This window comes from Roseateles sp. NT4 (genome assembly GCF_051857475.1).
In the GTDB taxonomy this organism is placed as follows: Bacteria; Pseudomonadota; Gammaproteobacteria; order Burkholderiales; family Burkholderiaceae_C; genus Pelomonas.
This window is the reverse complement of record NZ_JBPZGZ010000001.1, coordinates 402,293-427,572: the sequence shown is the minus strand read 5'-3', so window position 1 is coordinate 427,572 and position 25,280 is coordinate 402,293. Positions and strand designations below refer to the sequence as shown.

Below are 25,280 nucleotides of genomic sequence, written 5' to 3'. Positions count from 1 at the left end.
CGCCACCGGGCGTCACCGCTCGCGCAGCGCTTCCTGTGACTTCATCATCGGCCGCAGCAGATAGCTCAGCACCGAGCGCTCGCCGGTCTTGATCTCGACGTTGGACGTCATGCCCGGGATGACGGGCAGCTTCTCGCCCTTGTACTTGAGGTTGTTGCGCTCGGCGGTGACGATGACGCGGTAGTGGCCCTCACCCGTCTTGTCGCCTTCGGTGACGGCGTCCGGGCTCATGTAGGTGACCTTGCCTTCCAGGCCGCCGTAGGTGTTGAAGTCATAGCCGGCCAGCTTGACCTCGGCGGTCTGGCCCAGGCGGATGAAGCCGATGTCGCGCGGCTTGATGCGTGCCTCCACCAGCACCTTGGGGCCGATGGGGGCGATCTCGAGGATGGGCGCGCCGCTGGCGATGACGCCGCCGACGGTGCCGGCCTTGATGCTCTTGACGACGCCATGCACCGGCGACTTCAGCACCGTGCGCGTCAACGCGTCCTGGCGCACCACCATCTGCTCGTCCATCTGGGCCATCTCGCTCTGCACCCGCACCAGCTCCTGGCTGGCCTCCTGGCGGTAGCGCGAGATGCGCTCGCTGCGCTGCTGCTGGATCTCGTTGACCTGGCGGTTCAGGCGCATGACTTCCACGTCGCTCATCAGGCCGCTGCGGGACATGTCCTGGGCCAGCTTGAGCTCCTTGGAGATCAGCCCCAGGCTGCGGTTGATGGCGGCGACCGATTCGTCCAGCAGATGCTTGCGCGCCTCGAAGGACTCGGCCTCGCCCTCGGCATAGCGGGCCTTGGGGTCGACGCCCGAGGGCCAGCGGATGGCGGCGCGGCCGTTGGCCTCGGCATCCAGGCGCGCGGCGGCGGCCTTCAGGGCCAGCAGCTTGGCCTGGCCTTCGTTCTGCTGGGCCTCGACACGGGTCGGGTCCAGGTAGGCCAGGTCCTCGCCGGCCTGCACCTCCTGGCCTTCGCGCACCTTGAGTTCGCGCAGGATGCCGGCATCGAGGCTGGCGATGACCTGCTCGCGCCCATCGGGCACGATGCGGCCGTCGCTGCGGGTGATCTCGTCCACCTTGGCCAGGGCCGACCAGGTGATGGCCACCGTGACGACGGCGCACAGCAGGTACAGGGCCCAGGTCGCGCGCGGCAGGGGCTCGTCGATGTGGGCGGCGTGCAGGGCGCTGACGAAGGCGCCCTCCTCCTTGGTCAGGGCCGATGTCATACGGAAGCGGAGCGCTGCACGGGCTGGGCCGACGGATGCATGTGGACGCCCTCGCCGCCCGAGGCGCCGGGCGCCGCCGGACGCACGCCGGACAGGGCTGCCAGCACCTGGTCGCGCGGGCCGTCCATGACGATGCGGCCACCGTCGACGACGACGATGCGCTGCACCAGTTCCAGCACGGCCGGGCGGTGGGTGACGACGACCAGAGTGGCCGAGCCGGCCGCATCACGCAGCTGGCGCAGGAAGGCCATTTCGCTCTGAGCGTCCATGGAGCTGGTGGGTTCGTCCATCAGCAGTATCTGCGGCTTGGTGACCAGGGCACGGGCCAGGGCGACGAGCTGGCGTTGGCCGCCGGACAGCAACTGGCCCATTTCGCCGACCGGCAGATCCCAGCCCATCGGGTGGCTGGCCACGACGCGGTCCAGGCCGGTCAGCTTGGCCACTTCGACGAGGCGGCCGGCATCCAGGTGGCCGCGGCCCATCATGACGTTGTCGCGCAGCGTGCCGACGAAGAGGCGCGGCTCCTGGCTGACGAAGCCGACCCGCGAGCGGTACTCGGCCGGGTCGACCTGGCGCAGGTCGATGCCGTCGACCTCGACCATGCCTTCGGTGGGCTGGTAGAGGCCGCCGAGCATGCGCAGGATGGTGGACTTGCCGCTGCCGATGCGGCCCAGGATGGCGACGCGCTCGCCGGCCTCCAGGCGCATGGTGACGTTGCGCAGCACCTTGGGGGCCGTCGACTCGCTGGCAGCCTGCTGGTGGCCATGCTGGGGCTGGGGCGGGTAGCTGAAGCCGACGTCATGCAGGCCGACCTTGCCGGTGACCTGGGACAGCGGCACGTAGTTGCGGCTGCTGTCGCGCTCGACCGGCGCATTCATCATCTGGTTGAGGGCCATCATGGCGGCCCGGGCACCCTGGTAGCGCGTGGCCAGGCTGACCAGGCTGCCCAGCGGCGCGATGGCGCGGCTGGCGAACATGACCGAGCCGATCAGGGCACCGGACGAGATCACGCCGTCATGGATCAGGTAGACGCCCCAGACCAGCAGGATGAGGTTGACCGCCTGCTGCAGCGTGCTGGACAGGTTCATGCTCCAGCCCGACAGGGCGCGCGAGGTCAGCGCCGTCTCGGCGACGATGGCCGTCGTGCGCTCGTAGCGGCGCAGGAAGCGGCCCTCGGCGCCCGAGGTCTTCAGGTCTTCAAGGCCTTCGAGGGACTCGACCAGGGTGCCATGCAGGTCGGCGGTCTCCTGCATATTGGTGCTCATGGCACGGCGCAGCGCGCCCTGGATGGCCCAGGACAGGCCCATGATGACGGGCACGGCCAGCACCAGCACCCAGCCCAGCGGCCCGCCGATCACGAAGGTCATGCCGATGAAGATGACCAGGAAGGGCAGGTCCGACAAGGCCGACAGCGTGGCGCCGGTGAAGAACTCGCGCACCATCTCCACCTGGGCCAGGTGGGCGGCATAGGCGCCGGCGGAGGCCGGCTTGTGCTCCATGCGCACACCCAGGGTCTGGCGGTAGAGCTTGGCGCCGATGACGAGGTCGGCCTTGCGGCCCGCCAGGTCGATGAGGTGGGAGCGCAGCTGGCGGGCAAACAGGTCGAACACCAGGGCCACGGCGGCGCCGACGGCCAAGGTCCACAGCGTGACCATGGCCTGGTGGGGGATGACCTTGTCGTAGATGACGGACGTCACCAGGCCCGACACCAGCATCAGCACGTTGGACAGCAGGGCCGCCAGCATGGAGGCGCGGTAGTAGGGCGTGAAGCGCTTCAGCGTGCCCCAGAGCCAGTGCGATTCCAGGCCCTTGTCAGCGAGCTTGAGCAGTGGCGACTCGGCGCGCTGGCCCTGGGCCGCTTCCTGGCGTGACACCGCCAGCATGAAGCCGCTGTATTCGGGCTCCAGCTCGGCCGTCGTGGCCGGCACGGCGGCAGCTTCCGGGCCGGGGAAGACGACTTCGTAGCGACAAGTACCCGCAGCGACGGCAGCGGGGTCGTCCAGACGGCGCACCAGCACGCAGGCGTCGCCGCCGTTGAGCAGCAGCACCGCCGGCAGCAGCAGTTCGTGGATGTCGTCGATGCTCTTGCGCAGCAGGCCGGCGTTGTAGCCCGCCTCGCGCATGACGCGGATGGCGCCGTCCGGCGCCAGGGCGCCTTCCACCGGCGCACCGGCGCGCAGCGATTCGGGCGAGCGCGGCCGGCCGTGGTGGCGGGTCAGCCAGGACAGGGCCTGCAGCAGCGGGTCGCCGGCTGGCTGGTTGGCCAGGCCCTCCAACGGGTCCGGCGCCGGCGGTGGCTCGCCATTGGCGGCCAGGCGCAAGCCCGCGGCCTGGGGCTGACCGTCAAAGAAGGGGTCGTGCTGACGTGGCATTTAGGCCTTCCGCCTCGCATCGAGCGCCAGACGCTCGAACTCAGCCTCTATATCGCGCACGATGGCCGGGATGTCAAACAGCGGCGAGCTGTGGCCATGCTCGGCCAGGTAGCGCTTGTAAGAAGCGGCGCGGGCCGGCTGGTTGCCGATCTGCACGGCGCGCTGCTCGTATTCCTCGAGCGTCGTCGTGATCAGGTCGGGCAGGCCGACGGCCGTCAGCAGGCTGCCGGCCATGCGGGAGATGTAGGTCTTGCCCGAGCGGGTCAGGATGGGCGTGCCCATCCACAGGCAGTCACTGGCCGTGGTGCCGGCGTTGTAGGGGAAGGTGTCCAGGAACAGGTCGGCCAGCGTGAAGCGGGCCAGATAGTCGGCCGGCTGGGCGCGGCCCGCGAAGACCAGGCGCTCGGGCGCGATGCCCTCTTCCACCGCGACACGGGTCAGGTTGGCCTGGGCAAACGGGTTGTCGGCCAGCAGCCAGAGCACGCTGTTCGGCACCTGGCGCAGCACGCGCATCCAGCAGCGCCAGACCTGCTCGCTCATCTTGTGGTTGTTGTTGAAGGCGCAGAAGACGAAGCCGTCTTCGGGCAGGCCCATCTCGGCGCGGCTGGGCGCCGGGTTGGCGGCGCGGGTGCGGTCGCTGACCTGGTAGCAGTGCGGCAGGTAGATGGGCTTCTCGGTGTGATACGGCAGGGATTCCGGCGGCATCACGAAGCGGTCGGCCAGGATCCAGTCCACGCCCGGCAGGGCCGAGGTGGCCGGCAGGCCCAGGTAGCTGACCTGGATGGGCGCGCCGCGGTAGGCCAGGATGCCCGGGCGGGCGCCGCTGGTCAGGCCCTGCAGGTCGACGAGGACGTCGATGCCGGCCTCGGCAATCATCTCGGCCGCGCGGCGGTCGGGGATGCCGTGCAGCGGCGTGTAGCTGTCCATGGCGCCCTTGATGCGGGCGCGCAGTGGCGTGCCGTCCTCGCGGCTCCAGCTGAAGGCGTGGATCTCGAATCTGCTCTTGTCGTGCAGCTCGTAGAGCTCGGCCGTCAGCAGACCGACGGCATGCATGTGCAGGTCGCCGGACAGATAGCCGATCTTGATCTTGCCGTCGCGCTGGCGGCCCTTGTGCAGCGGCGGCTCGGTGACCTTGGTGACCTTCTCCAGCACGAAGCGCTGGGCCGTCAGCAGCTGCAGGGCCGGGTCGTCGCTCTCGTCCAGCATGCCGAGCAGGCTGGTGCTCATCAGCAGGTGGTTGTGGGTGACCTCGCCGACGGTCTGGTAGACCGGCCAGGCGCATTGCTTCTGGCGGATGTGGACGTAATGCTGGGCGACGTCGCTCTGGCGCGGGTCCAGCTCCAGCGAGCGGCGCATCAGCGCCTCGGACTCGTCATAGCGCTTGAGCTGCTCCAGCAGGCGCGCGGCGTTGTTGAAGGCGTGCAGGCGCAGGCTCAGCGGCTCGGCGCCCACGCTTTCGGGGTTCTCGTTGTCGTAGACGGTGCGCCATTCGGCCAGCGCCTCTTCCTCGCGGCCCTGGTGCTCGAGCTGGTGCCCGAGGTTGAGCCGCGCCTGGGCAAAGGTCGGCGCCAGGCCCAGGGCCATGCGGTAGACCGTCTCGGCTTCGCCATGACGGCGCAGCTCGCCCAGGATGGCGCCCCAGTTGAAGCAGGCCACATGGCGCAGCGGCGAGGCGGTGGCGCCTACCCAGCTCTGGTACAGCAGCGCCGCCGCGTCCAGGGCGCCGGCGCCCTGCAGGCGCGAGGCGGCCTCCATGACCTGGGGCAGAGGCCACTGGCCGCTGCGGGCCAGGCCCAGCCATTGCTCAACCAGGGCAATGCCTTGATTGCCTTGAGGTTGGGCGGCGGGGGGCGTCGACATGTCCATGCGGAGGGCGGCGTGATCGGATGTTCCCCCGATTTTCAAGCCGCCCCGCCCCGGATGGGCGGTGGAATAGGCCGCGGATTGCGCAGCATTTCCCGCCCGGGCGGGGTCAAACGGGGGAATTAGCCGCCAAGGTAGTCCGACTTGCCCAGCGCCACGCCCGCGTGGCGCAGCAGCGCGTAAGTTGTTGTCGCGTGGAAATAAAAGTTCGGCAGCGCGAAATGGCGCAGATAGGTCGAGCCGTCGAACTTCAGCGGGTCGCCGGTCCGGCGCGGGATGGTGATCTCGCGGTCCTCGGCGCCCGCGAAGGCCGCCTCGGGCACGGACAGCACGAAGTCGCGGGTCTTCTTGATGCGCTCGGCCAGTTGATCCAGCGTGGCTTCGTTGTCCTCGTAGCTGGGGATGGGCTGGCCGGACAGGCGGGCCACGCAGCCCTTGGCGGCATCACTGGCGATCTGGATCTGCTTGGTGAAGGGCAGCATGTCAGGGGCCAGGCGCAGCGTGAGGTAGTTGTCGGCCGGGAACTTGCGCGCCTCGGCGTGGGCCTTGGCGGCCTCCAGCCAGTTCAGCATGTTCGACAGCATCTTGGCAAAGGCCGGCACGCTGGCGCCGTGCATGGAAATTGGGGTCATCGGGTGTCTCCATTGAGGGAAAGCGATCGTAGCCAGCATGCCCGGCCCCTGCATCCACCGAGGGCACAATGCCCTAAAACGTGATGCCTCCACGCTGACGACGATTGCGGCGCGGGCCCCGACCATGAATGTGATCATCCTCGACGACTACCAGGATGCCGTGCGCAAGCTGCGCTGCGCGGCCAAGCTGGAGCCGCTGAATGCCAAGGTCTTCACCAACACCGTCAAGGGCATCGGCCAGCTGTCCGTGCGGCTGCGCGACGCCGAAGTGCTGGTGCTGATCCGCGAACGCACCACCTTCCCGCGCCAGCTGCTGGAAAAGCTGCCCAAGCTCAAGCTGATCTCGCAGACCGGCCGCGTCGGCAGCCACATCGACGTCGAAGCCTGCACGCGGCTGGGCATCGCCGTCGCCGAGGGCGTCGGCAGCCCGGTGGCCCCGGCCGAGCTGACCTGGGCCCTGATCATGGCCTCCATGCGCCGGCTGCCGCAGTACATCGGCAACCTGAAGCACGGCGCCTGGCAGCAGGCCGGGCTGAAGGCGGCCTCCATGCCGGCCAACTTCGGCGTCGGCATGGTGCTCAAGGGCAAGACCCTGGGCATCTGGGGCTACGGCAAGATCGGCCAGTTGGTGGCCGGCTACGGCCGCGCCTTCGGCATGAAGGTCATGGTCTGGGGCAGCGAGGCCTCGCGTCTGCGCGCCGAGGCCGACGGCCACCAGGCCGCGCCCAGCCGTGAGGACTTCTTCGGCGGCGCCGACGTGCTGTCCGTGCACCTGCGCCTGTGCGACGCCACCCGCGGCATCGTCACGCCCGAAGACCTGGCCCAGATGAAGCCGACGGCCCTGTTCGTGAACACCTCGCGTGCCGAGCTCGTCACCGAAGGCGCCCTGGTGTCGGCCCTGAACCGCGGCCGCCCCGGCATGGCGGCCATCGACGTCTTCGAGAGCGAGCCCATCCTGCAGGGCCACCCGCTGCTGCGGCTGGAGAACGCCGTCTGCACGCCGCACATCGGCTATGTGGAGCAGGACAGCTATGAGCTCTACTTCGATGCGGCCTTCGACAATGTGCTGAACTTCATCAACCAGCAGCCGACGAATGTCGTCAACCCGGACGCCCTGAAAGTGCACCGCTGAAGTTGTCGTGCTGAACCGTCCGCAGTCCCTCACCGAGCTCTTCCTGGCCTTTTCACGCCTGGCCCTGCAGGGCTTCGGCGGCGTGCTGGCGGTGGCCCAGCGCGAACTGGTGGAACGCCTGGGCTGGATGACCAAGGAAGAGTTCGTCGAGACCCTGGCCATCGCTCAGGTGCTGCCGGGCCCCAACATCGTCAACATGTCGATGATGATCGGCGACCGCTTCTTCGGCCTGCGGGGCGCCTTCGTCGCGCTGGCGGGCATGCTGGGTGTGCCGGCCATCGTCGTGCTCGGCCTGGCCATGGCCTATGGCCAGATTGCCAACCATCCTGTCGCCGAAAACGCGCTGCGCGGCATGGGCGCCGTGTCGGCCGGCCTCATCGTCGCCACCGGCATCAAGCTACTGCCGGCCTTGAAGAAAAGCCCGCTGGGCCCGGTCACGGCCCTGGGCTTGGCCCTGCTGGCCTTCCTGCTGATCGGCCTGCTGCGCTGGCCGCTGGTCTATGTGCTGGCCCTGGTGGGCGGCAGCGGCATGGCCATCGCATGGTGGAGGGCCAGGCCATGACCACGCCCGTCGACCTGTTCAGCCTGTTCCTGCACTTCCTGACGCTGTCGCTGCTGGCCGTCGGCGGCGGCATCACGACGGTGCCGGAGATGCACCGCTTCCTGGTCGACAAGACCGGTTGGCTGACGGACACCAGCTTCACCTCGTCCATCGCCCTGGCCCAGGCCGCGCCGGGCCCCAACATCCTTTTCGTCGCCGTGCTGGGCTGGAACGTGGCGGGCCTGCCCGGCGCCGCGGCGGCCATGGGCGGCATGATGCTGCCGTCCAGCGTGCTGACGCTGACGGCCACACGCTGGGCCCGCGCCAACCGCGAGCATGTCGTGCTGCGCTCCTTCTCGGCCGGCATGATGCCGCTGACGCTGGGGCTGATCATCGCCACGGGCTGGCTGCTGGCCCTGCCCTATCTGCGCGCCGAGGCGCACCGCTGGAGCACCCTGGCCCTGGTGGCCGTCACCGTGCTGCTGACGCTGAAGACGAGGCTGGGCCTCGTCTGGATGGTGCTGGGTGGTGGCGTGCTGGGGGCGCTCGGCCTCGTCTGAGGCCTCAGACGCCGATGCCGGCCGTCATCGTCGCCGAGCGCTTGCTGACGGGCGACATGCCCAGCGTGACCTGGGCATAGACCTCGTCGGAGCGCGGCATGATGATGGGCGTGTGGATGTCGGCCCAGCCGACGATCTCGGTGCCGGCATCCTCATCGAGCTTGGCGGTGTCAATGGCACGCTTCTCGGAGTAGTTGACCGAGCCTGCCGACAGCACCGAGATGGCCTTGTAGGGGCGCAGGATCAGCCCCCCGGCCAGCCAGGTGAAGGTGCTGATCAGGTCGTCGGCGCCGCTGTCGCCGGTGGGCAGATGGTCACCCGCGAGGTCTTCACCGAAGAGCTCGATCTCCAGGCGGTAGGTGCGGCCGACGTCATTGGCATCGAAGGTCATCGTGCCGGCGACGGTCACTTCGCGCTTGCCGTTGGTGGTGGCGCCGAGGGTGATGCTGGGGGTGGAAAGCGTGGCCATGGTGGGCTCCTTGGGTCAGGTGGGTGGCTGACCACGATTGGTCTGCCTGCCTGTACTGACGCAAGGGCCTGGCCGCAGGGATCATCACGGTGAAATTTCACCGCCGCTGACTCAGCCCTGCGTGGTCCCGAAGATCTTGTCGCCGGCGTCGCCCAGGCCCGGGATGATGTAGCCGACGTCATTCAGGTGGCTGTCGATGGCCGCCGTCCAGCAGCGCACATCGGGGTGGGCCGTCTCCAGCGCGTTCACGCCCTCGGGTGCGGCCACCAGCACCAGGGCGCGCACATCCTTGCAGCCGCGCGCCTTCAGCAGGTCAACGGTGGCGATCATGCTTCCGGCCGTGGCCAGCATGGGGTCGATGATGAGGGCCGTGCGGGCCTCGAGGTTGCCGACGAACTTGTCGAAGTAGTTGACTGGCTTCAGCGTCTCGTGGTCGCGGGCCAGGCCGACGACGGAGACCTTGGCGTTGGGCAGGATGTCCAGCACGCCGTCCAGCATGCCCAGGCCGGCGCGCAGGATGGGCACGACGGTGACCTTCTTGCCCGAGATCTGGTCGACCTCGGCGGGGCCGCTCCAGCAGTTGATGGTGACCTTCTCGGTCGGGAAGTCGGCTGTCGCCTCATAGGCCAGCAGGCGGGCCACCTCACCCGTCAGTTCACGGAACTTCTTCGTCGAGATGTCGGCCTCCCGCATCAGGCCGATCTTGTGCTTGACGAGGGGGTGCTTGACTTCGATGACAGCCATGACGGAGTTCCTAGTTTTTCTGAATAGTCAGAATTATCGACGCTGGCGCAGGGCCTCGTAGAGGCAGACCCCCGAAGCAACCGAAACGTTCAGGCTTTCGACAGCCCCGGCCATCGGGATGCGCACCAGCTCGTCGCAGGTCTTGGCCGTCAGCTGGCGCATGCCCTCGCCTTCGGCCCCCAGCACGAAGGCGATGGGGCGCTTCAAGTCCAGGTCGTAGATGGAGCGTTCGGCCTGGTCGGAGGTACCAACGACCCAGATGTCGCGCTCCTTCAACTCGTTCAGGGTGCGGGCCAGGTTGGTGACCATCAGATAGGGCACGGTCTCCGCCGCGCCGCTGGCCACCTTGGCCACCGTCGCATTCAGGCCCACGGCACGGTCCTTGGGCGCGACGACGGCATGCGCACCGGCGCCATCGGCCACGCGCAGGCAGGCGCCGAGGTTGTGCGGGTCGGTCACGCCATCCAGCACCAGCACCAGCGGCGGACCTTCGACGGCATCGAGCACATCGTCCAGCGAGTGCGGCTGGGCAATGGCGGCCACGCGGGCGACCACGCCCTGGTGGCGCGGACTGCCGGCCAGCTGGGTCAGGCGCTCGTCGCTGCTCTCCACCAGCTTGGCGCCACCCTCCTTGGCGCGCTCGATGAAGGCGCGCATGCGCTGGTCACGCCGAGCGGGGTCGAAATGGACCTCGGCGACGGAAGCGGGGTGGGTCTTGAGGCGGACGGTGACGGCATGGAAGCCGAACAGGACGGACTTGGGCGAACTCATGCTCAGCATTGTCAGCTCATCGCGCCGATTGGTTGTGTTGCGGGTCGAGCGCCGGGCCGCCCCTAGCCGGCCCACCTTGGGCGATGTGCTTGCCGGTCGAGCCGGCAGGCATCGCCGCACCCTCGGGGGACCGACCAAGCGCGCCCGCGCTCAGCGGGGCGGGACTGGGCGAGGGGCTCCGTCATTTTCCGGCTTGCTTCCTCGCGTTCTCCATGATGTTGACCATGGAGTCGGTCCAGAAGCGCGCCTTGTGCCTGGCGAGGTGGTCCAGCAGCTGGTCGTGAGCCTCGCGGGTCACGCTCAGATGCTCGGCACCCACGCCGTGGAAGAGCAGGCCGATCAGCGCATGTTGGGACGCCGCCTTTTCCACCAGGGCGATGAGCTGCTCACCACTCATGCCTTCGACGAAATAGACCGGCATCGCATAGGGGTCGAGAGCCGCCGTGTCGGTCACCAGGCCCGGGCCCGCGGCGCGGAAGGCGACGAAATGGGGCTTGAGGGCGGCGACGAAGTCCTGGCCGCCCGCCTGCATGTCCAGGCAGGGCGGCGTGAAGGTGCGCCGGGTCTTGCCGTCCAGGGCCTGCAGCCACGTGTTGGCCGCGATGACCTGCTCCTGCACCTGGGCCGCCATCTGCTTGTCCAGATCGCGATGCGGCTGCACCCACTCCCGCCCCGGCCCCTTGGACGAACAGCTGTGGAACAGGGTGTGATTGCCCAGTTCATGGCCGGCCGCGGCGGCGGCCTTCCATTCGTTCTGGCGGCCCGGCAGCGTCGGGCTGTTGATGGGGACGTAGAAGCTGGCGCGCAGGCCGCGCTTGTTCAACTGTGGGATGACATGGTCGAGCTGGCTGTCCAGGCCGTCGTCATAGCCCAGGTGGACCGCCGCCTCGGCGCCGTTGGGCCACACGAAAGGTGCCGCCGTGGCCGCCGCAGCAAGGAAAAGGCCCAACCCGGCCACGAGCAGCTTTCGCATCACATCATTCCCTTCAAGACCTGGACCGCCATCAGCCCACCGATGAGCACCGGCTGATGGAGCATGTAGAAACTCAGCGACCAACGTCCCAGCAGGGCCAAGGGCCGCGGCGCGCTGCCGGCCCACAGCTGAGGCCGAACCCGCGTGACGACAAAGCCGATCAGCATGACGCCCAGCCAGGGCAGCACCGGCACATAGTCCTCGGTGATGGGCTTGTGGGTGACAAGGCCCATCCAGTTGGTCCAGCGCGTGTCGAAGAAGCTGGACTGCACCAGGCGCGGTGCGGCGATCGCCACGGCTGCCAACGCAAGCAGCACGGCATTCGGCAGCCGGCTCAGGCCCATGCGCAACAGCAACAACATCGCGGCGATGCCGTGCAGCACGCCGAAGCTGATCCAGCTGTTGGGGAACATGAACCAGGAGCCGATCGAAACCAGCAGCGCGCAGCCGGCCACCTGGCCCCAGCGCTTCCAGAACCGGGGAGCGCCCTGCCCGGCCAGCACCGCGAAGGCCTGGCCCCCGCCGGCGCAAAACAGGAAGAGGCTGACGATGCAGACGCGCTGCCAGGTCCAGACCGGGTCGCGGTAGAAGTTCTGCTGGATCCAGCCGAAGTGGTTGAGGTCGAAGCCGAAATGGAAAACCGCCATCCAGACGATGGCCAGACCGCGCAAGGCGTCGAGGCGGTCGGAACGTGAAGGCGTTGGCGTGACGGCAGCGGCCTGGGGCATTCAGGGTGAGGGATTCGGCGTGGACGGCGGATTCTGCCGCCTCGGCACATAGCCGCGCTGCACGAAGTCGGTGTCCATCAAGCCCTGCATGGCGAACTGCGGCGCCCGCGCACTGCGGTGGCCGCGGCGGCTGCTCGTCGATGAGACCTGCTGGACCGGGGGCGCGGGCTTGACCGCCGCCGCCTCATCGGCTTCGGCCGCAGGCGCCGACGCCGGCGTCTCTGCCGCTTGCGATGCCCCCGACGTGGCCGCATGCGCGGCTTCGGTGGCAAGGCTGTCGGCCACATTGGCCTTCAGGTTGCGCGCCGGCAAGGGCCGGCCGCTTTTCTCGCAGGGCTGGTCGGTGTAGCGCACCAGCCCATCCGTCTCGCATCTCCACACCTGCTGCGCCCAGCAAGAGCCCGCCAGCCACCCCAACCCGACGACCAGAAGCACGCGTTTCATCGCTGATCTCCGTTCGCGGCCCCGCACGACGCCCACCGCGCACCCTTCACCGGCAAACGCCGTGCCGAGCCTCCACAATGCGCGCCATCTCCAACGCTCTCCGTGCCCCGCCATGGCCCAGCGCCTGTTGATCCTGACCCTGGTGGTCGCCCTGAACGCCGCCGCCCTCCCCGCGGGCGCCCAGCCCCGCCCCCAGCCGCAGTCGCGAACCGTGGCGCCGCGCGGGGCGCTGGATGCCGAGGAGATGAACAACATCGGCGTCTTCAAGCGCGTGTCGCCGTCGGTCGTGCACATCACGACGCTGTCCGTGCAACGTGACTTCTTCTCGCTGCGCACCAGCGAGCAACCCAGCGGCACGGGCACCGGCTTTGTCTGGGACGACAGCGGCCACATCGTCACCAACTTCCACGTCATCCAGGGCGGCGATCGCGCCACCGTCACGCTGAACGACCAGAGCAGCTATCCCGCCAGGCTGGTCGGCGCCTTCCCCGACCGCGACATCGCCGTGCTGCGCATCGAGGCACCGCGCGACAAGCTGCCGGCCATTGCCGTCGGCACCAGCCGCGAATTGCAGGTGGGCCAGAAGGTCTATGCCATCGGCAACCCCTTCGGCCTGGACCAGACGCTGACGACCGGCATCGTCTCCGCGCTGAACCGCGAGATCGAATCGGTCACGCGCCGCACCATTAAGGGCGCCATCCAGACCGACGCGGCCATCAACCCCGGCAATTCGGGCGGCCCGCTGCTGGACTCGGCCGGGCGGCTGATCGGCGTCAACACGGCCATCTACAGCCCGAGCGGGGGCAGCGCCGGCATCGGCTTTGCCATTCCCGTTGACGAGGTCAACCGCATCGTGCCGCGGCTGATCCGCGACGGCCGCTTCATCCGCCCGGCCCTGGGCGTGACGTCGGGCCCGGCCAATCTGGCTCAGGCGCTGGGCGCCCCCAAGGGCGTGCTGCTGGTCAATGTGGCGGAGAACAGCCCCGCCGCTGCAGCCGGTTTGAAGCCCTTCGGCCGGGACCGCGTCGGCCGCATCGTGCAGGGCGACGTCATCACCGCCGTGGACGGCCAGGCCGTGGCCGACCTGGATGACATGCTGTCGCTGCTGGAAACCCGGCAGATCGGGGAGAAGGTGACGTTGACGGTGTGGCGGGCGGGGCAGACGAGGAAGGTCACCGCCACGCTTGGCAGTTCGGACTGAACCGCGCCAGCCCGTAAAGTAACGCCCCTCTCGATCAACGACAGCGGAAACATCATGGGCGCGCAATGGAAAGCCAAACACAAAGACATCGCCGCCAATGCCAAGGGCAAGCTCTTTGGCAAGCTGGCCAAGGACATCATGATCGCGGCGCGCAGCGGCGCTGACCCCAAGGACAACTCCAAGCTGCGCATGGCTGTCGAGGCCGCGCGCAAGGTGTCCATGCCCAAGGACACGCTGGACCGCGCCATCAAGAAAGGCGCCGGCCTGACCGGCGAGACCGTCCACTTCGAGCAGGTCATCTACGAAGGCTTTGCGCCGCACCGCGTGCCGGTGATGGTGGAGGTGCTGACCGACAACACCAACCGCGCCGCGTCGGACATGCGGGTGCTGTTCCGCAAGGGCCAGCAAGGCACGCCGGGCTCGGTGAGCTGGGACTTCGACCACCTCGGCCTGATCGAGGCGGAGCCGGCCACGCCGGGCGCCGACGGCGACATGGCAGCCATCGAGGCCGGCGCCCAGGATCTGCTGCCGCCGGATGAAGACGGCATCACGCTCTTCCTCACCGATCCGGCCGATCTGGACCTCGTCAGCCGTGCCCTGCCCGCCCAAGGCTTCACGGTGCTGAGCGCCAAGCTGGGCTACCGCCCCAAGAACCCCATCGCGCCCGACAGCCTCAGTGCCGAACAGCTGGAAGAGGTGGAGAGCTTCCTGGCCGCGCTGGACGACAACGATGACGTCCAGCATGTCTACGCCGGACTCGCCGGCTAGTCCTCTTTGCCCTCCTGAAAGCAGTGAGGCGCCCGAAGGCGCCTCACTCGTTGCAACGCTGAGGCCCTGGCGGGCCGTGGATCAGCGGCCGTTCTTGCGGCGGCGCACGCCGCCCAGGGCCAGCAGGGCACCGGCGGTCAGCAGCAGGGCCGACGGCTCGGGCAGAGCGTGGGAGGCCACGCGGACGTTGTCGACGCCGGCGCTGGAGACATAGCCACCGAAGGCAGCCGTGCGGATCTGCACCTGGTTGATCGCGTCGGGGCCGTTGGCGATCACGCCGAAGAAGCCGCTCGAGATGTAGCCGATGGCGCCACGGTCGATGCCGTTGATGGAGATGGCGTAGCGATCGGTCAAATCGGTGTTAAAGAAGTCAAAACCGAAGGCCGAGGCGCCAGCGACCGTGAAGGTCGAGGTCGGGCCCTGGTTGCCGGCGGAGCTGCCCCAACCGTAGAAGTTCTGGCCGATGAAGGACGCGGGAGCGCCACCGTCACCGTTGTAGGTGTTGTTGACGATGCCGCTGTAGTTGCCGTTGGCGGCGCTGCTCAGCGTGAAGTCGTTGAAGACGTGCGAGTAGTTGGCGGTGGTCACGCCGCTCAGCGGGGCCGAAGCAAAGGTTTCGGTGTGCAGGGCGCCGGCAGCGGCAGCGAAAGCGACCGGGTCGGAGTAGACGACGAAGCCGGCGTTGGCGGCGGTGCTGACGGTCAGGGCGGCGACGGCGGCGGCGATGAAGCTCAGGGTTTTCATGGTGGAAATCTTGGAATTAGCTAAAAGTGGCTTCCAACCCTTAAGCGATAACCATGCCATATCCCTAACTTGTTGATTTACAAACAGGCACAAATTTGCTTGGAAAATTTTGTAAACGGGGTCGACACCCGCGACGCGGGGCTTGTGTCGGCTGTTCGTGAACAAGTTGGCAGGCCGCCTGCCGCCGGGTCCCAATGACGGACCGTGACGAAGTTGGCACTTCACCAGAGGGTTAGGCGGCGCCGCACTCGGCGAGCAACCACTGCTCGAAAGCCTTGACCGCGGGCCGGTGGCGGGCCGCCGGATCGACGATGAGGCGATAGGCCCGCGCCGACGCGATGCCGGCGTCGAACGGCGTCACGAGCTGGCCATTGGCCAGCAAGGCATCCACGAGCGGGCGGCGCCCGAGGGCCACCCCCTGCCCCACCACCGCCGCGGCGATGGCCTCGGAGTAGCTGGAGAAGCTCAGGCGCGCCGCCGGCCGCAGATCGGCCAGCCCCCAGGCGCCGAGCCAGGGCTCCCATTCGGCCGGCATGCCGCTGCTGTCGCCGTCCATGGCCAGGTGCAGCAAGGTGTGACGCGCCAGGTCGGCAGGCTCGCGCAGCGGCAAACCCAGTTCCCCCACCAGCCGCGGGCTGCAGACCGGCAGCATGGATTCGGCGAACAGTTGCGTCCCCAAGGTCGCACCTATGGGGCTGTAGCGGATGGCGAGATCGAAACCCTCGCTGGCCAGGTTGCGGTTGCCCAGGCCGGCATCCAGGCGCACGTCGATGCCCGGGTGGGCGCGCGTGAAGGCGGTCAGCCGCGGGATCAGCCACAGCGAGGCAAAGCCTGGCGTCGTCGTCAGGGCCAGCACCTGGCGTTGATGCGGCTCCCGCACGGCGCGGACCGCCACGCGCAGCGTGTTCAGCGCCGTGGCGCAGGCGGCATGCAGGCGCTGGCCGTCTTCCGTCAGCGCCAGGGCCCGATGGCGACGCTCGAAAAGCGTCACGCCCAGCTCCTCCTCCAGCGCGCGCATCTGCCGGCTCATCGCCGACTGGGTGACGAAGCGCTCCTGCGCGGCGTGGGTGAAGCTCAAGTGCCGTGCGGCGGCCTCGAAGGCCGCCAGCAGCTGCAGCGGCGGAAGGTGGTCGAGTGGCTTGTTTGACATGAGCTGGAGGAATGCGAAACCTTCCAAATCATCGTTTGTCGGCTCTGGGCCAAGCCGTCACTATCCGCTCCAGGCGGAGCTAGCGCAAGCATGCCAACCCCGCATGCAACCCGCCCGCCCGAGGAGCTCACCATGCTGATCGACGTCCCCCGCACCCGGCTGCTGCTGCAGCGCGGCCAGATCTCGCGCCTGCCCGAGGCCCGCGCCACCCATCTGTGCAGCGCCTCCGGCACGCTGTGGATCACCATCGACCACGATTCGCGCGACATCGTGCTGGAACCGGGCCAGTGCTTTGTCGTGCAGAGCGACGAGGCCGTCACCGTCAGTGCCCTCAGCGGCCCGGCGGTGCTGGACCTGCGGCCGGCCGAAACCCGGGCCCTGGTGTGAACGCCCTGCTCGCGCCGGTCAGGCAGGCCGCCGAGCGCTGGCTGCTGGCCGGCGCTCGTGAGGTCAGTCTGCGCCCCATCGTCGCGGCCGATGCGCCCGCCGAGCAGGCCTTCTTCAGCGCCTTGTCGCTGGACTCACGCCACAAGCGTTTCCATGTCGGCCTGCGCGAGCTCAGCCCGATGCTGCTGAAGCTGCTGACCGAGGTCGACCAGAGCGCCCACGTGGCCTGGGTGGTCGAGGCGCTGGAGCCGGGCCACCCGGTCATTGCCGATGCCCGCTATGTGCATGAGCTCAGCCGCCCCGAGCGCGCCGAGTTCGCGCTGGCTGTCGCCGACGACTGGCAGGGCCGTGGCCTGGGCCGACGCCTCCTCGCCCATCTGGCCGCCCATGCGCGCCGCCACGGCGTGCAGCAGTTGTACGGCGACATCCTGGCCGACAACCGCCGCATGCTGGCGCTGATGCGCGATCAGGGCGCCCGCCTCACGGCGCATCCGGACGGCCCCCAACTGGTTCGCGCGGTACTGGATCTGGTCTGAGCCGCGCCGGCGCGGGCGACACTGCGGCCTGACTACATCGGCCTACCGCGTCGCAGCCTCTGCGCTGACAACGCCGCGGCCTGGGACCGGGCAGCCTTGGTCGCATGAATCGCATCCTCCTCATCACCCTCGTGCTGGCCGTGGGCGTCGTCGTGTTCAGCCTGGCCGCCGGCGAATGGTTGACCCGCCCCGCCCGCGCGGTTCTCGGCGCGCCGCCGCCCGGCCTGCCGGGCGAAGCCCTGCGCATCCCCTATGGCGACGGGCAGCAGGTCAGCGGCTGGTTTCTGCCCGGTCGCACTGGCGAAGGCGCCGTGCTGCTGCTGCATGGTGTGCGCGGCAACCGGACCCAGATGCTGGAGCGCGCCCGCTGGCTGCAGCGTGAGGGCATAGGCTGTCTGCTGATCGACCTGCCCTCGCATGGCGAAAGCAGTGGCGACCGCATCAGCTTCGGCCGCCGCGAGGCTTTGGGCGTGGACGCCGCGCTGGGCTGGCTGCGCCACAAGCTGCCGGGCGAGAAGCTGGCCGGGCTCGGCATCTCGCTGGGCGGCGCCTCGCTGCTGTTCGCCGACCGCCAGCCCGAACTGGACGCCGTGGTGCTGGAGTCGGTCTTCCCGACCATCACCGACGCCGTCCAGGACCGCCTGGTCAGCCGACTCGGCCCGGCCGGGGTCTGGGCCGCACCGCTGCTGTTGCTGCAGATCCCGCTGCGACTGAACCTCGGCGTGCACGAGCTGCGGCCCATCGAGGCCATTCGTGGTGTCCGTGCGCCCGTGCTGGTGACTTCGGGCACGGAAGACAAGTCCACGCGCTGGGTCGAGACCGAGGCGCTCTTCGCTGCGGCCCCCGAGCCCAAGCAGCTTTTCGCCGTGCCCGGCGCAGCGCATGAGGATCTGCGCGACTTCGACCGCCCGACCTACGAGGCTCGCATCCTGCCCTGGCTGCAATCACATCTGCGCAAGGCCCCGGTCGCATGGGGCCAAACCGATCTGGGCAAGATGGCGGCATGACCGCCCTGCCCCCGCTTTCCATCCTCGACCTGGCGCCCGTCGTCGAAGGCGCCACCACCCGCGAAGCCCTGCTGAACAGCCTGGACCTCGTCAAGCTGGCCGACGAGCTGGGCTACCAGCGCTACTGGGTGGCCGAGCATCACAACATGGAAGGCGTGGCCAGCTCGGCCACGGCCGTGCTGATCGGCCAACTGGCGGCGTCCTCGCGGCGCATCCGCGTCGGCGCCGGCGGCATCATGCTGCCCAACCATGCACCGCTGACGATCGCTGAGCAGTTCGGCACGCTGGCCGAGCTCTTCCCGGGCCGCATCGACCTGGGTTTGGGCCGCGCACCCGGCACAGACCGTCCCACCATGCGCGCCCTGCGCCGCAGCCTGGAGAGCACCGGCGAGGACGGCTTCCCCAACGATGTGCTGGAGCTGCAGAGCTATCTGGCGCCGCTGGCCGCTGACGCCGTCGTGCGCGCCGTACCCGGCCAGGGCACGGAGGTGCCGATCTGGCTGCTGGGTTCCAGCCTTTACTCAGCCCAGCTCGCCGCCTATCTCGGCCTGCCCTTTGCCTTCGCGTCGCACTTCGCGCCCGAGATGCTGATGCAGGCCCTGCAGATCTACCGCGCCACCTACAAGCCCAGTGCCCGCAACCCCAAGCCGCATGCGATGGTCGGTTTGAACGTCATCGTCGCGCCGACGGACGAGGAGGCGCAGTTCCTGTTCACCTCGGCCCAGCAGCGCTTCCTCGGCATGGCGCGCGGCCGCCGCGGCAAGCTGCCCGAGCCGGTGCCGAGCATGGATGCGCTGTGGTCGCCAGCCGAACGCATGCAGGTCGAGCGCATGCTGAGCGAGTCCATCGTCGGTTCGCCCGACACCGTGCGTGCCGGACTGGCTGCGACGCGGGAGCGTACGCAGGCGGACGAATTCATCGTCGCCTGCGCGGTGCATGACCATGCGTTGCGGCGGCGGTCGTACGAGCTGCTGGCGCGGCTCTGATCGACATCCGACGCCCCAATAAAACTTGAAGAAATATATTTCGACAGAAATATATTCAAATAGATATAATCCTCTGTCGCCGCGCCATCTGACTGGCCGTTCACGCCCTCCCAGGGCGAGCTTTGCGACCTTCCACGCGTTTTATGCCGGCAGCGCTGGCCGAGCGAAAACGTGCCCCGTCGGGCGATTCAAGCCCGCAGTTCTGACTGATCAAGATTTCGAACCACACCATCCCCATGGGCCAGTACGTCGTTTCGCCCGCGACACACCCGACCGACTGCGGCCGCTTTCGCGCCTCTTTCTCGGTTCGCCCTGCCCAGGGCAATGACGGTTGTCGCCGCGTATTCCGCTTCGATACCACCTTTGCGTCGCGCGAAGCGGCAAAGCTGTTTGCCGTCACCCAGGGCTGGCTGCAAGCGTGCATGCCGCCCCTCAACGCGTACTGACGCCTCAATCGCCGCGTATGCCCGAAGGCAGATTCGCGGCGCCGCGCCCTGACGGCGCGCCAACACACAGAAAGACTCATCCATGAGCAGCAAGATTTACGTGGGCAACCTGCCCTACTCGGTCACCGATGCCAGCCTGAAAAGCAACTTTGCGGAGTTCGGCAGCGTCTCCTCCGCCAGGGTCATGATGGACCGGGAAACCGGCACTTCCAAGGGCTTCGGGTTCGTCGAAATGGCTTCTGCCGAAGTCGCCCAGGCCGCCATCGCCGCACTGCACGGCATGTCCGTCGATGGACGCTCCATCGTCGTGAGTCTGGCCCGCCCCCGCGAAGCCAGCAAGGATTCGAGCGGCTACAGCGCGAACGGCTACACCGCAACCAAGCGTTCGGATGTCGGCTACGGCACGGGTGGCTTCGGCGGTGGTCGCTACTGAGCCCAGCGGCTCCGCATGAAAGACCGGCTCTCTTGAGCCGGTTTTTTTTCGTCCTGACCCGACCCGGCATGCGGCCGCGTGCCCGGGGCTACATTGAGCCGAGCCCTCTGAGCCCAATATCCGCGCATGCAAACGCAAACCTACTACGCCGCCACGGCGCCTCGCCTCAGCTTCCCGCCCCTCACCGAGTCGCCCGCCGATGTCGAGGTGGCTGTGCTGGGCGGCGGCTTTGCCGGCCTCGCCACGGCGCGCGGCCTGCAGGAGCGCGGCATCACGAGCGTGGCGGTGCTGGAAGCGCAGACCATCGGCCATGGCGCTTCGGGCCGCAATGGTGGCTTCGTCTTTGGCGGCTACAGCCGCGATGCGGCGGACCTGGTCAGCGACCTGGGCCTGGCGCCGGCACGCGAGCTCTATGCCCACAGCCGCGAGGCCGTCGCGCTGATCCGCTCGCGCATCGAGAGTCATGCCATCGACTGCGACAAGGTGGAGGGCGGCGCCCTGCTGCTGAACTGGTTCAAGCACAGCCCGCGCGCCGAGCGTCAGGCGCGCGAGCAGGCGCGCTGGCTGCGGGAGAACTTCGGCGTCACCTGGGAAGAGGTCGAGCCCGCGCAGGTGCGGCAGTGGCTGGAGACGGAACGTTATGGCGGCGCACTGCTGGAGCGGGATGCCTTCCATTTCCATCCGCTGAAATACGCCCTGGGCCTGGCCGGCGTCATCGAGCAGGCCGGCGGCCGGGTGCATGAGCACAGCGCCGTGATGGCTGTGGACCGACTGCCCACCGGCGGCTTTGCGATGCGCACCGCGCAGGAAACCTCGATCCGCGCGAAACAGCTCGTCGTGGCGGGCGGCGCCTATCTGAAGACGGTGCTGCCGGCGCTGACCGGCGCCCGGTTGCCGATCGCGACCTATGTCATCTCGACCGAGCCGCTGCCGCCCCATCTGCGGCCCATCCGCACACCGGCCGCCCTCTACGACAACCGCTTCGCCTTCGACTACTACCGGGCCCTGGCCGACCACCGCCTGCTGTGGGGCGGCCGCATCTCCATCCAGGAACGCGACCCGGCCCGCATTGCGCAGATGCTGCAGGCCGACCTGATCAAGGTCTATCCGCAGCTGGCCGCGGTGCGCATCGAGCACGCCTGGGGCGGGCTGATGAGCTATGCCCGCCACAAGATGCCGCAGATCGGCCAGCTGGCGCCGGGCCTGTGGTTCGCCCAGGCCTTTGGCGGCCATGGCGTGGCGCCGACGACGGTGGCCGGCGAATGGCTGGCCGAGGCCATCAGCGGCCGCGCCAACCTGCCCGCTGCGTTGGCGCGTTATGGCCTGACGCCGGTGTTCGGCCAGGCCGGCCTGCTGGCTGCGCAGGCGACTTACAGCTGGGCGGAACTGAGGGATGCGCTGAGGGAAAGGCTCGCTGGCTGAACGAACAGCGCGGCTGGGCAACGAACAAAACAAAGCCACAGAGACACGGAGAAAGCCGCAATTCCTCTGCGTCTCTGTGCCTCTGTGGCTGTGTTCATGGGCCTTGGAGCAAGCTCAGCCCCGCGACTATTTGATGCGCTGCTTCTCGAGCTTGCGCGCCAGCGTGCGCCGGTGCATGCCCAGGCGCCGTGCCGTTTCGCTGATGTTGAAGTCGGTCTCGGCCAGCACCTCGTGGATGCGCTCCCATTCCAGGGTCTTGATGGACGCGGTCTGGCGCTCCGTCACTTCCACATCGGCATCACCCTGCTTGCGCGCAAAGGCGGCCTCGATGTCGTCGGTGTTGGCCGGCTTGGCCAGGTAGTGGCAGGCGCCGAGCTTGATGGCCTCGACGGCCGTCGCGATGCTGGCGTAGCCGGTCAGCACGACGATCAGCACCTCGGGATCCCAGCCATGCAGGGCCTGCACGCAGGCCAGGCCCGAGGCGCCGCCGGCGAGCTTGAGGTCGACGACGGCATGGCCCAGCTCCTCGTCGTCGGGCAGCTCGTCGAGCAGGTTCTTCATGTCATCCAGACCCGTGGCCCGCAGGCAGCGCCAGCCGCGGCGCTCGAAGGAGCGGGTCAGGGTGTGGGCGAAGCTGTCGTCGTCCTCGACGATGAGCAGCAGGCGGTCGTCTTCAGCGGGCATCGGATTTGGATTGTCGCGGCAGCAAGGTCGCGAGGGGCAGGGTCAGCATGACCTCGGCCCCGCCGCCGTCGCCGCTGGGGCTGCGGTTGCGGGCCTGCAGCCGGCCGCCCAGGGTGCGCGCCACATTGACCGACAGGAACAGGCCCATGCCGCGGCCGGGCTGACCCTTGCTGCTCTGGTAGGGCTCGCCGAAATGCTTGAGCCGCTCGGCGTCGAAACCGGGGCCGTTGTCGAGCACGCTCAAGCTCAGCGTCTCCTCGTCGGGGCAGCTGGCAAGCAGGGTCAGCGGCATGCCGGGCGCCGCCTCCAGCGCGTTGTCGAGCAGGTTGGCGACAACCTGCTGCAGCGCGCTGTCCGAGATGATCTCGATGTCGGGCAGGTCCTTGCTGCGCAGGCTCAGCTCGGCATTCGGATGGGCAGCGCGCCAGTCGCGCGCCAGGCCGTCGATGAAGGACTGCAGCGCCGTCAGCCGCGGTGCCTCGCCGCGCATCTCGCCGGCCGACATCAGGATGCCGGTGACGATGGCCTTGCAGCGCAGGATCTGGCGCTGCATCTCCTCGATCTCTTCGCGCAGCTCGGGCTCGGCGGCAAACGGCGCCATGTGCGCCCAGTCGCCCAGGATGACGCTGAGGGTCGCCAGCGGCGTGCCCAGCTCATGCGCGGCGCCGCTGGCCAGCAGGCCCATGCGCACGATGTGCACCTCTTCGGCCGCACGCTGCTGCAGCTCGGCCAGTTCGGCATCGCGCTGGCGCAGATTGCGGTTGATGCGCACGATGAAGATGCTGAGCAGGCCGACGTTGAGCAGGAAGCACAGCAGCAGACCGCCGAGATAGTTGGGCGACAGCGTCGTCGGCGAGGTCGGGTCCAGCGCGAGCGGCCGGTGCCATTGCGTCAGCACGACGAAGCCCGACACCGCGCTCATCATGACGGCCATCAGGAAGGCCGGCCGCAGCAGCACCGACGCGACGGCGACCTGCAGCAGATAGAGGTAGATGAAGGGGTTGTCGCTGCCGCCGGCGAGATACAGCTGGCCGGTCAGCACGCCGACGTCAACCAGCAGCGCGATGCAGAGCTCGATCTGCGCCACCGGCTGGGTCAGGCGGTTGCGCCAGATGCTGAAGAGGTTGAAGGCGACCAGGATGCCGAGCAGGCTCAGCATCTCGGCCCAGGGCAGGCTGATGCCCAGGGCCACATGCACGACCAGCACGGTGGCAAGCTGGCCGCCCACGGCCAGCCAGCGCAGCTCGATGAGCTGGTGCAGATTGGCACGGCCGGCACGGCGCTCGGGGGCGACGGCGACGGGCTCGGCGATGGAGGTCAGCGGGATGTCTGGGTTCAAGGCAGCGGGCGCCGGCGCTCCTCGCGGACCAGGTAGAAGGCCGCGGCGGCCGCCATGACCGCGAGCGCCAGCCAGGTGGCGGCGTAGACGGCGTGATTGTTGGCGAAATGCAGGACCGTCAGGCCGGGACGCGGCCAGCGCTGCGGCTGGGCGGGGTCGGCGGTCTCGTCGACGAAGTAAGGTGCAGCTTTGTCCACCACGCCGAGTTGGGTCGCGATGCCGGCCACGTCACGCGAGTACCAGCGACCTTCGGCGGGCGCGTTCTTGCGCAGCGGGCCGCCACCGGTCTCGGTCAGGCGCAGCAGGCCGAGCAGTTCGACCGGACCCGAGGGGGCAGCATGCTGTTCGGGCGCACGCTGCTCGGGCGGCACGAAGCCGCGGTTGACAAGGATGGCGCTGCCGTCCTCCAGCCGCAGTGGTGCGATGACCCAGAAGCCGCCGCCCAGCTCCGTGGTGGCCTGCACCAAAGCTTCGCGCGGCTCAAACTGGCCGCGCAGGCGCACCCGACGGTATTCGTCGTCTTTGGAAACACTGGCCGAAGCGGGCGGTGCCGCCACCGGCTCCGCGTGGACCCGCTGCCCGACGCGCGCGATCAGGTCTTCCTTCCAGCCCAGGCGCTGGACCTGCCACGCAGCCAGCGCCAGAAAGCCGATGCTCGACAGCGCCGCGGCAACGATCAATGCGATGCGCGCGGCGCGAGCCATCACATATTGCGCATGGCGGCCGGGTCCGGCGTCGGCATCATGTTGGTGTTCATGTGATACATGACCCACACCGAGCCCGACAGCATGATGACGACCAGGGCGGCCGTGAACACCAGGGCCAGCATGGACCAGCCCTGCTCGACCTTGGCGTTCATGTGCAGGAAATAGATCATGTGCACCACCATCTGCACGGCGGCGAAGCCGAGGATGATGAAGCCGGTCATCTTGGGGCTGGGCAGCACCTTGGCCATGACGAGCCAGAAGGGAATGGCGGTCAGGATGACGGACAGGATGAAGCCCGTCGCGTAGCCCTTGTAGCTGACGTGGAAGTCTTCCTCGCCATCGAGGTGGTCGTCGTGACCGTGCGCGTGATCATGTGCATGGCCGGCCATCACAGCACCCCCATGAGATAGACGAAGGTGAAGACGCCGATCCAGACGACGTCCAGGAAGTGCCAGAACATCGACAGGCACATCAGGCGGCGGCGGTTGGCGGGCGTCAGGCCCAGCTTCTTGACCTGGAACATCAGCGTGACCAGCCAGATGGTGCCGAATGTGACGTGCAGGCCGTGGGTGCCGACCAGCGTGAAGAAGCTGGACAGGAAGGCGCTGCGCTGCGGGCCCGCGCCTTCGTGGATGAGGTGGTGGAACTCGAACAGCTCGATGCCGAGGAATCCCAGGCCGAACAGGCCGGTGATGGCCAGCCAGGCCAGCAGCTGCCCCTTCTTGCGGGCCTGCATCGCGATCATCGCGAAGCCGTAGGTGATGGACGAGAACAGCAGCAGGGCCGTGTTGACGGCCACCAGCGGCAGGTCGAACAGGTCGGCGCCCGACGGGCCGGCCGCATAGGAGCGGCCCAGCACGGCGTAGACGGCGAACAGCACCGCAAAGATGAGGCAGTCGCTCATCAGGTAGAGCCAGAAGCCCAGCATGGTGCTGCCGGGCGGATGGTGCTCGCCGCTGTGGTCGTAGTAGACCGGCGTGCCGTTCACGTGCGTGGCAATGGTTGCAGACATGTCAGAGGTCTCCC

29 protein-coding genes are annotated in these 25,280 nt (G+C 68.4%); 12 read left to right on the top strand and 17 right to left on the bottom strand.

Annotated features, from left to right (window positions below; translation table 11 throughout):
• Positions 1–12: 12 nt before the first annotated feature.
• The 4 genes from ACS5PN_RS01995 to ACS5PN_RS01980 form a co-directional block, all read right to left on the bottom strand.
• Positions 13–1,215, bottom strand: coding sequence for an HlyD family type I secretion periplasmic adaptor subunit (locus ACS5PN_RS01995; protein WP_439462270.1), 1,203 nt, complete (start codon positions 1,213–1,215; stop codon positions 13–15).
• Positions 1,212–3,587, bottom strand: coding sequence for a type I secretion system permease/ATPase (locus tag ACS5PN_RS01990; protein ID WP_439462269.1), 2,376 nt, complete (start codon positions 3,585–3,587; stop codon positions 1,212–1,214). Before ACS5PN_RS01990 ends, ACS5PN_RS01995 begins: the two co-directional genes overlap by 4 nt.
• Complete coding sequence (locus ACS5PN_RS01985; protein WP_439462268.1) at positions 3,588–5,447, bottom strand: O-linked N-acetylglucosamine transferase family protein; 1,860 nt, start codon at positions 5,445–5,447, stop codon at positions 3,588–3,590.
• 125 nt (positions 5,448–5,572) lie between these two features.
• The gene (locus ACS5PN_RS01980; RefSeq protein ID WP_439462267.1) at positions 5,573–6,082 is read right to left on the bottom strand and encodes a DUF1993 domain-containing protein; all 510 of its coding nucleotides are present in this window, start codon (positions 6,080–6,082) and stop codon (positions 5,573–5,575) included.
• Between the two features lie 124 nt (positions 6,083–6,206).
• On the opposite strand from ACS5PN_RS01980, the gene ACS5PN_RS01975 reads away from it, so the two are divergent.
• Genes ACS5PN_RS01975 through ACS5PN_RS01965 form a run of 3 tightly spaced genes read left to right on the top strand, consistent with a single transcriptional unit; the run spans position 6,207 to position 8,315 of the window.
• A complete protein-coding gene (locus ACS5PN_RS01975; RefSeq protein WP_439462266.1) occupies positions 6,207–7,214 on the top strand; it encodes a D-2-hydroxyacid dehydrogenase family protein in 1,008 nt (335 codons plus the stop codon).
• 7 nt (positions 7,215–7,221) lie between these two features.
• Positions 7,222–7,776: a chromate transporter gene (locus tag ACS5PN_RS01970; protein ID WP_439462265.1), complete on the top strand. Its 555-nt coding sequence runs from the start codon at positions 7,222–7,224 to the stop codon at positions 7,774–7,776.
• Positions 7,773–8,315, top strand: coding sequence for a chromate transporter (locus ACS5PN_RS01965; RefSeq protein ID WP_439462264.1), 543 nt, complete (start codon positions 7,773–7,775; stop codon positions 8,313–8,315). Before ACS5PN_RS01970 ends, ACS5PN_RS01965 begins: the two co-directional genes overlap by 4 nt.
• 4 nt (positions 8,316–8,319) lie before the next feature.
• Here ACS5PN_RS01965 and ACS5PN_RS01960 read toward each other — a convergent pair whose 3' ends face one another.
• From ACS5PN_RS01960 to ACS5PN_RS01935, 6 genes are all read right to left on the bottom strand, one after another.
• Positions 8,320–8,784 (bottom strand): hypothetical protein, encoded by a 465-nt coding sequence (locus ACS5PN_RS01960; protein WP_439462263.1) that lies wholly within the window; start codon positions 8,782–8,784, stop codon positions 8,320–8,322.
• Positions 8,785–8,895: 111 nt separating this feature from the next.
• Positions 8,896–9,528 carry a uracil phosphoribosyltransferase gene (gene upp / locus ACS5PN_RS01955; RefSeq protein WP_439462262.1) on the bottom strand — a complete coding sequence of 211 codons (633 nt, stop codon included), beginning with the start codon at positions 9,526–9,528 and terminating at the stop codon, positions 8,896–8,898.
• Positions 9,529–9,561: 33 nt separating this feature from the next.
• Entirely contained in the window at positions 9,562–10,299 is a 738-nt protein-coding gene (rlmB, locus tag ACS5PN_RS01950) for a 23S rRNA (guanosine(2251)-2'-O)-methyltransferase RlmB (protein WP_439462261.1), read from the bottom strand.
• Between the two features lie 181 nt (positions 10,300–10,480).
• Positions 10,481–11,272, bottom strand: coding sequence for a polysaccharide deacetylase family protein (locus ACS5PN_RS01945; RefSeq protein WP_439462260.1), 792 nt, complete (start codon positions 11,270–11,272; stop codon positions 10,481–10,483).
• A complete protein-coding gene (locus ACS5PN_RS01940) occupies positions 11,272–12,000 on the bottom strand; it encodes a DUF1624 domain-containing protein (RefSeq protein ID WP_439462259.1) in 729 nt (242 codons plus the stop codon). Before ACS5PN_RS01940 ends, ACS5PN_RS01945 begins: the two co-directional genes overlap by 1 nt.
• The gene (locus ACS5PN_RS01935; protein WP_439462258.1) at positions 12,001–12,444 is read right to left on the bottom strand and encodes a hypothetical protein; all 444 of its coding nucleotides are present in this window, start codon (positions 12,442–12,444) and stop codon (positions 12,001–12,003) included. It abuts the gene before it with no gap.
• A 112-nt stretch (positions 12,445–12,556) separates the two neighbouring features.
• On the opposite strand from ACS5PN_RS01935, the gene ACS5PN_RS01930 reads away from it, so the two are divergent.
• Together ACS5PN_RS01930 and ACS5PN_RS01925 are read left to right on the top strand one after the other, a co-directional pair.
• Positions 12,557–13,645, top strand: coding sequence for a S1C family serine protease (locus ACS5PN_RS01930; RefSeq protein WP_439462257.1), 1,089 nt, complete (start codon positions 12,557–12,559; stop codon positions 13,643–13,645).
• Between the two features lie 54 nt (positions 13,646–13,699).
• The gene (locus tag ACS5PN_RS01925) at positions 13,700–14,413 is read left to right on the top strand and encodes a YebC/PmpR family DNA-binding transcriptional regulator (protein WP_439462256.1); all 714 of its coding nucleotides are present in this window, start codon (positions 13,700–13,702) and stop codon (positions 14,411–14,413) included.
• Positions 14,414–14,494: 81 nt separating this feature from the next.
• On the opposite strand, the gene ACS5PN_RS01920 is transcribed toward ACS5PN_RS01925, so the two are convergent.
• Both ACS5PN_RS01920 and gcvA read right to left on the bottom strand, forming a co-directional pair.
• Entirely contained in the window at positions 14,495–15,157 is a 663-nt protein-coding gene (locus ACS5PN_RS01920) for a PEP-CTERM sorting domain-containing protein (RefSeq protein ID WP_439462255.1), read from the bottom strand.
• A gap of 232 nt (positions 15,158–15,389) precedes the next feature.
• Entirely contained in the window at positions 15,390–16,307 is a 918-nt protein-coding gene (gene gcvA, locus ACS5PN_RS01915; protein ID WP_439462254.1) for a transcriptional regulator GcvA, read from the bottom strand.
• A 132-nt stretch (positions 16,308–16,439) separates the two neighbouring features.
• Between gcvA and ACS5PN_RS01910 the strand changes: the two genes are divergently transcribed.
• The 7 genes from ACS5PN_RS01910 to ACS5PN_RS01880 all read left to right on the top strand — a co-directional run bounded on the left by ACS5PN_RS01910 (position 16,440) and on the right by ACS5PN_RS01880 (position 21,524).
• A complete protein-coding gene (locus ACS5PN_RS01910) occupies positions 16,440–16,694 on the top strand; it encodes a DUF2917 domain-containing protein (RefSeq protein WP_439462253.1) in 255 nt (84 codons plus the stop codon).
• The gene (locus ACS5PN_RS01905) at positions 16,691–17,230 is read left to right on the top strand and encodes a GNAT family N-acetyltransferase (protein WP_439462252.1); all 540 of its coding nucleotides are present in this window, start codon (positions 16,691–16,693) and stop codon (positions 17,228–17,230) included. The genes ACS5PN_RS01910 and ACS5PN_RS01905 overlap by 4 nt, the downstream gene beginning before the upstream one ends.
• 104 nt (positions 17,231–17,334) lie before the next feature.
• Positions 17,335–18,237 (top strand): alpha/beta hydrolase, encoded by a 903-nt coding sequence (locus tag ACS5PN_RS01900; protein ID WP_439462251.1) that lies wholly within the window; start codon positions 17,335–17,337, stop codon positions 18,235–18,237.
• The gene (locus tag ACS5PN_RS01895) at positions 18,234–19,223 is read left to right on the top strand and encodes an LLM class flavin-dependent oxidoreductase (protein WP_439462250.1); all 990 of its coding nucleotides are present in this window, start codon (positions 18,234–18,236) and stop codon (positions 19,221–19,223) included. Before ACS5PN_RS01900 ends, ACS5PN_RS01895 begins: the two co-directional genes overlap by 4 nt.
• Before the next feature lie 236 nt (positions 19,224–19,459).
• Positions 19,460–19,669, top strand: a complete 210-nt coding sequence (locus ACS5PN_RS01890; protein WP_439462249.1) for a hypothetical protein — start codon at positions 19,460–19,462, stop codon at positions 19,667–19,669.
• Between the two features lie 82 nt (positions 19,670–19,751).
• Positions 19,752–20,102 carry an RNA recognition motif domain-containing protein gene (locus ACS5PN_RS01885; protein ID WP_439462248.1) on the top strand — a complete coding sequence of 117 codons (351 nt, stop codon included), beginning with the start codon at positions 19,752–19,754 and terminating at the stop codon, positions 20,100–20,102.
• Positions 20,103–20,228: 126 nt separating this feature from the next.
• Positions 20,229–21,524: an NAD(P)/FAD-dependent oxidoreductase gene (locus ACS5PN_RS01880; RefSeq protein ID WP_439462247.1), complete on the top strand. Its 1,296-nt coding sequence runs from the start codon at positions 20,229–20,231 to the stop codon at positions 21,522–21,524.
• A 126-nt stretch (positions 21,525–21,650) separates the two neighbouring features.
• Here ACS5PN_RS01880 and ACS5PN_RS01875 read toward each other — a convergent pair whose 3' ends face one another.
• From ACS5PN_RS01875 to cyoC, 5 genes are read right to left on the bottom strand one after another with little or no spacing between them, the layout of a single operon-like run.
• Positions 21,651–22,208: a response regulator transcription factor gene (locus tag ACS5PN_RS01875; protein ID WP_439462246.1), complete on the bottom strand. Its 558-nt coding sequence runs from the start codon at positions 22,206–22,208 to the stop codon at positions 21,651–21,653.
• Entirely contained in the window at positions 22,198–23,547 is a 1,350-nt protein-coding gene (locus ACS5PN_RS01870; protein ID WP_439462245.1) for an ATP-binding protein, read from the bottom strand. The genes ACS5PN_RS01875 and ACS5PN_RS01870 overlap by 11 nt, the downstream gene beginning before the upstream one ends.
• Complete coding sequence (locus ACS5PN_RS01865) at positions 23,544–24,251, bottom strand: SURF1 family protein (protein WP_439462244.1); 708 nt, start codon at positions 24,249–24,251, stop codon at positions 23,544–23,546. The genes ACS5PN_RS01870 and ACS5PN_RS01865 overlap by 4 nt, the downstream gene beginning before the upstream one ends.
• Positions 24,251–24,643, bottom strand: a complete 393-nt coding sequence (gene cyoD / locus ACS5PN_RS01860) for a cytochrome o ubiquinol oxidase subunit IV (RefSeq protein WP_439462243.1) — start codon at positions 24,641–24,643, stop codon at positions 24,251–24,253. The genes ACS5PN_RS01865 and cyoD overlap by 1 nt, the downstream gene beginning before the upstream one ends.
• Entirely contained in the window at positions 24,643–25,266 is a 624-nt protein-coding gene (cyoC, locus tag ACS5PN_RS01855) for a cytochrome o ubiquinol oxidase subunit III (protein ID WP_439462242.1), read from the bottom strand. The genes cyoD and cyoC overlap by 1 nt, the downstream gene beginning before the upstream one ends.
• Positions 25,267–25,280 lie beyond the last annotated feature (14 nt).

Bases quoted from the DNA above. Each gene is read 5' to 3' on its own strand.
- ACS5PN_RS01995 (WP_439462270.1), bottom strand. From the start codon at position 1,215: ATGACATCGGCCCTGACCAAGGAGGAGGGCGCCTTCGTCAGCGCCCTG.
- ACS5PN_RS01990 (WP_439462269.1), bottom strand. From the start codon at position 3,587: ATGCCACGTCAGCACGACCCCTTCTTTGACGGTCAGCCCCAGGCCGCG.
- ACS5PN_RS01985 (WP_439462268.1), bottom strand. From the start codon at position 5,447: ATGTCGACGCCCCCCGCCGCCCAACCTCAAGGCAATCAAGGCATTGCC.
- ACS5PN_RS01980 (WP_439462267.1), bottom strand. From the start codon at position 6,082: ATGACCCCAATTTCCATGCACGGCGCCAGCGTGCCGGCCTTTGCCAAG.
- ACS5PN_RS01975 (WP_439462266.1), top strand. From the start codon at position 6,207: ATGAATGTGATCATCCTCGACGACTACCAGGATGCCGTGCGCAAGCTG.
- ACS5PN_RS01965 (WP_439462264.1), top strand. From the start codon at position 7,773: ATGACCACGCCCGTCGACCTGTTCAGCCTGTTCCTGCACTTCCTGACG.
- ACS5PN_RS01960 (WP_439462263.1), bottom strand. From the start codon at position 8,784: ATGGCCACGCTTTCCACCCCCAGCATCACCCTCGGCGCCACCACCAAC.
- upp (WP_439462262.1), bottom strand. From the start codon at position 9,528: ATGGCTGTCATCGAAGTCAAGCACCCCCTCGTCAAGCACAAGATCGGC.
- rlmB (WP_439462261.1), bottom strand. From the start codon at position 10,299: ATGAGTTCGCCCAAGTCCGTCCTGTTCGGCTTCCATGCCGTCACCGTC.
- ACS5PN_RS01945 (WP_439462260.1), bottom strand. From the start codon at position 11,272: ATGCGAAAGCTGCTCGTGGCCGGGTTGGGCCTTTTCCTTGCTGCGGCG.
- ACS5PN_RS01940 (WP_439462259.1), bottom strand. From the start codon at position 12,000: ATGCCCCAGGCCGCTGCCGTCACGCCAACGCCTTCACGTTCCGACCGC.
- ACS5PN_RS01935 (WP_439462258.1), bottom strand. From the start codon at position 12,444: ATGAAACGCGTGCTTCTGGTCGTCGGGTTGGGGTGGCTGGCGGGCTCT.
- ACS5PN_RS01930 (WP_439462257.1), top strand. From the start codon at position 12,557: ATGGCCCAGCGCCTGTTGATCCTGACCCTGGTGGTCGCCCTGAACGCC.
- ACS5PN_RS01925 (WP_439462256.1), top strand. From the start codon at position 13,700: ATGGGCGCGCAATGGAAAGCCAAACACAAAGACATCGCCGCCAATGCC.
- ACS5PN_RS01920 (WP_439462255.1), bottom strand. From the start codon at position 15,157: ATGAAAACCCTGAGCTTCATCGCCGCCGCCGTCGCCGCCCTGACCGTC.
- gcvA (WP_439462254.1), bottom strand. From the start codon at position 16,307: ATGTCAAACAAGCCACTCGACCACCTTCCGCCGCTGCAGCTGCTGGCG.
- ACS5PN_RS01910 (WP_439462253.1), top strand. From the start codon at position 16,440: ATGCTGATCGACGTCCCCCGCACCCGGCTGCTGCTGCAGCGCGGCCAG.
- ACS5PN_RS01900 (WP_439462251.1), top strand. From the start codon at position 17,335: ATGAATCGCATCCTCCTCATCACCCTCGTGCTGGCCGTGGGCGTCGTC.
- ACS5PN_RS01895 (WP_439462250.1), top strand. From the start codon at position 18,234: ATGACCGCCCTGCCCCCGCTTTCCATCCTCGACCTGGCGCCCGTCGTC.
- ACS5PN_RS01890 (WP_439462249.1), top strand. From the start codon at position 19,460: ATGGGCCAGTACGTCGTTTCGCCCGCGACACACCCGACCGACTGCGGC.
- ACS5PN_RS01885 (WP_439462248.1), top strand. From the start codon at position 19,752: ATGAGCAGCAAGATTTACGTGGGCAACCTGCCCTACTCGGTCACCGAT.
- ACS5PN_RS01880 (WP_439462247.1), top strand. From the start codon at position 20,229: ATGCAAACGCAAACCTACTACGCCGCCACGGCGCCTCGCCTCAGCTTC.
- ACS5PN_RS01875 (WP_439462246.1), bottom strand. From the start codon at position 22,208: ATGCCCGCTGAAGACGACCGCCTGCTGCTCATCGTCGAGGACGACGAC.
- ACS5PN_RS01865 (WP_439462244.1), bottom strand. From the start codon at position 24,251: ATGGCTCGCGCCGCGCGCATCGCATTGATCGTTGCCGCGGCGCTGTCG.
- cyoD (WP_439462243.1), bottom strand. From the start codon at position 24,643: ATGGCCGGCCATGCACATGATCACGCGCACGGTCACGACGACCACCTC.
- cyoC (WP_439462242.1), bottom strand. From the start codon at position 25,266: ATGTCTGCAACCATTGCCACGCACGTGAACGGCACGCCGGTCTACTAC.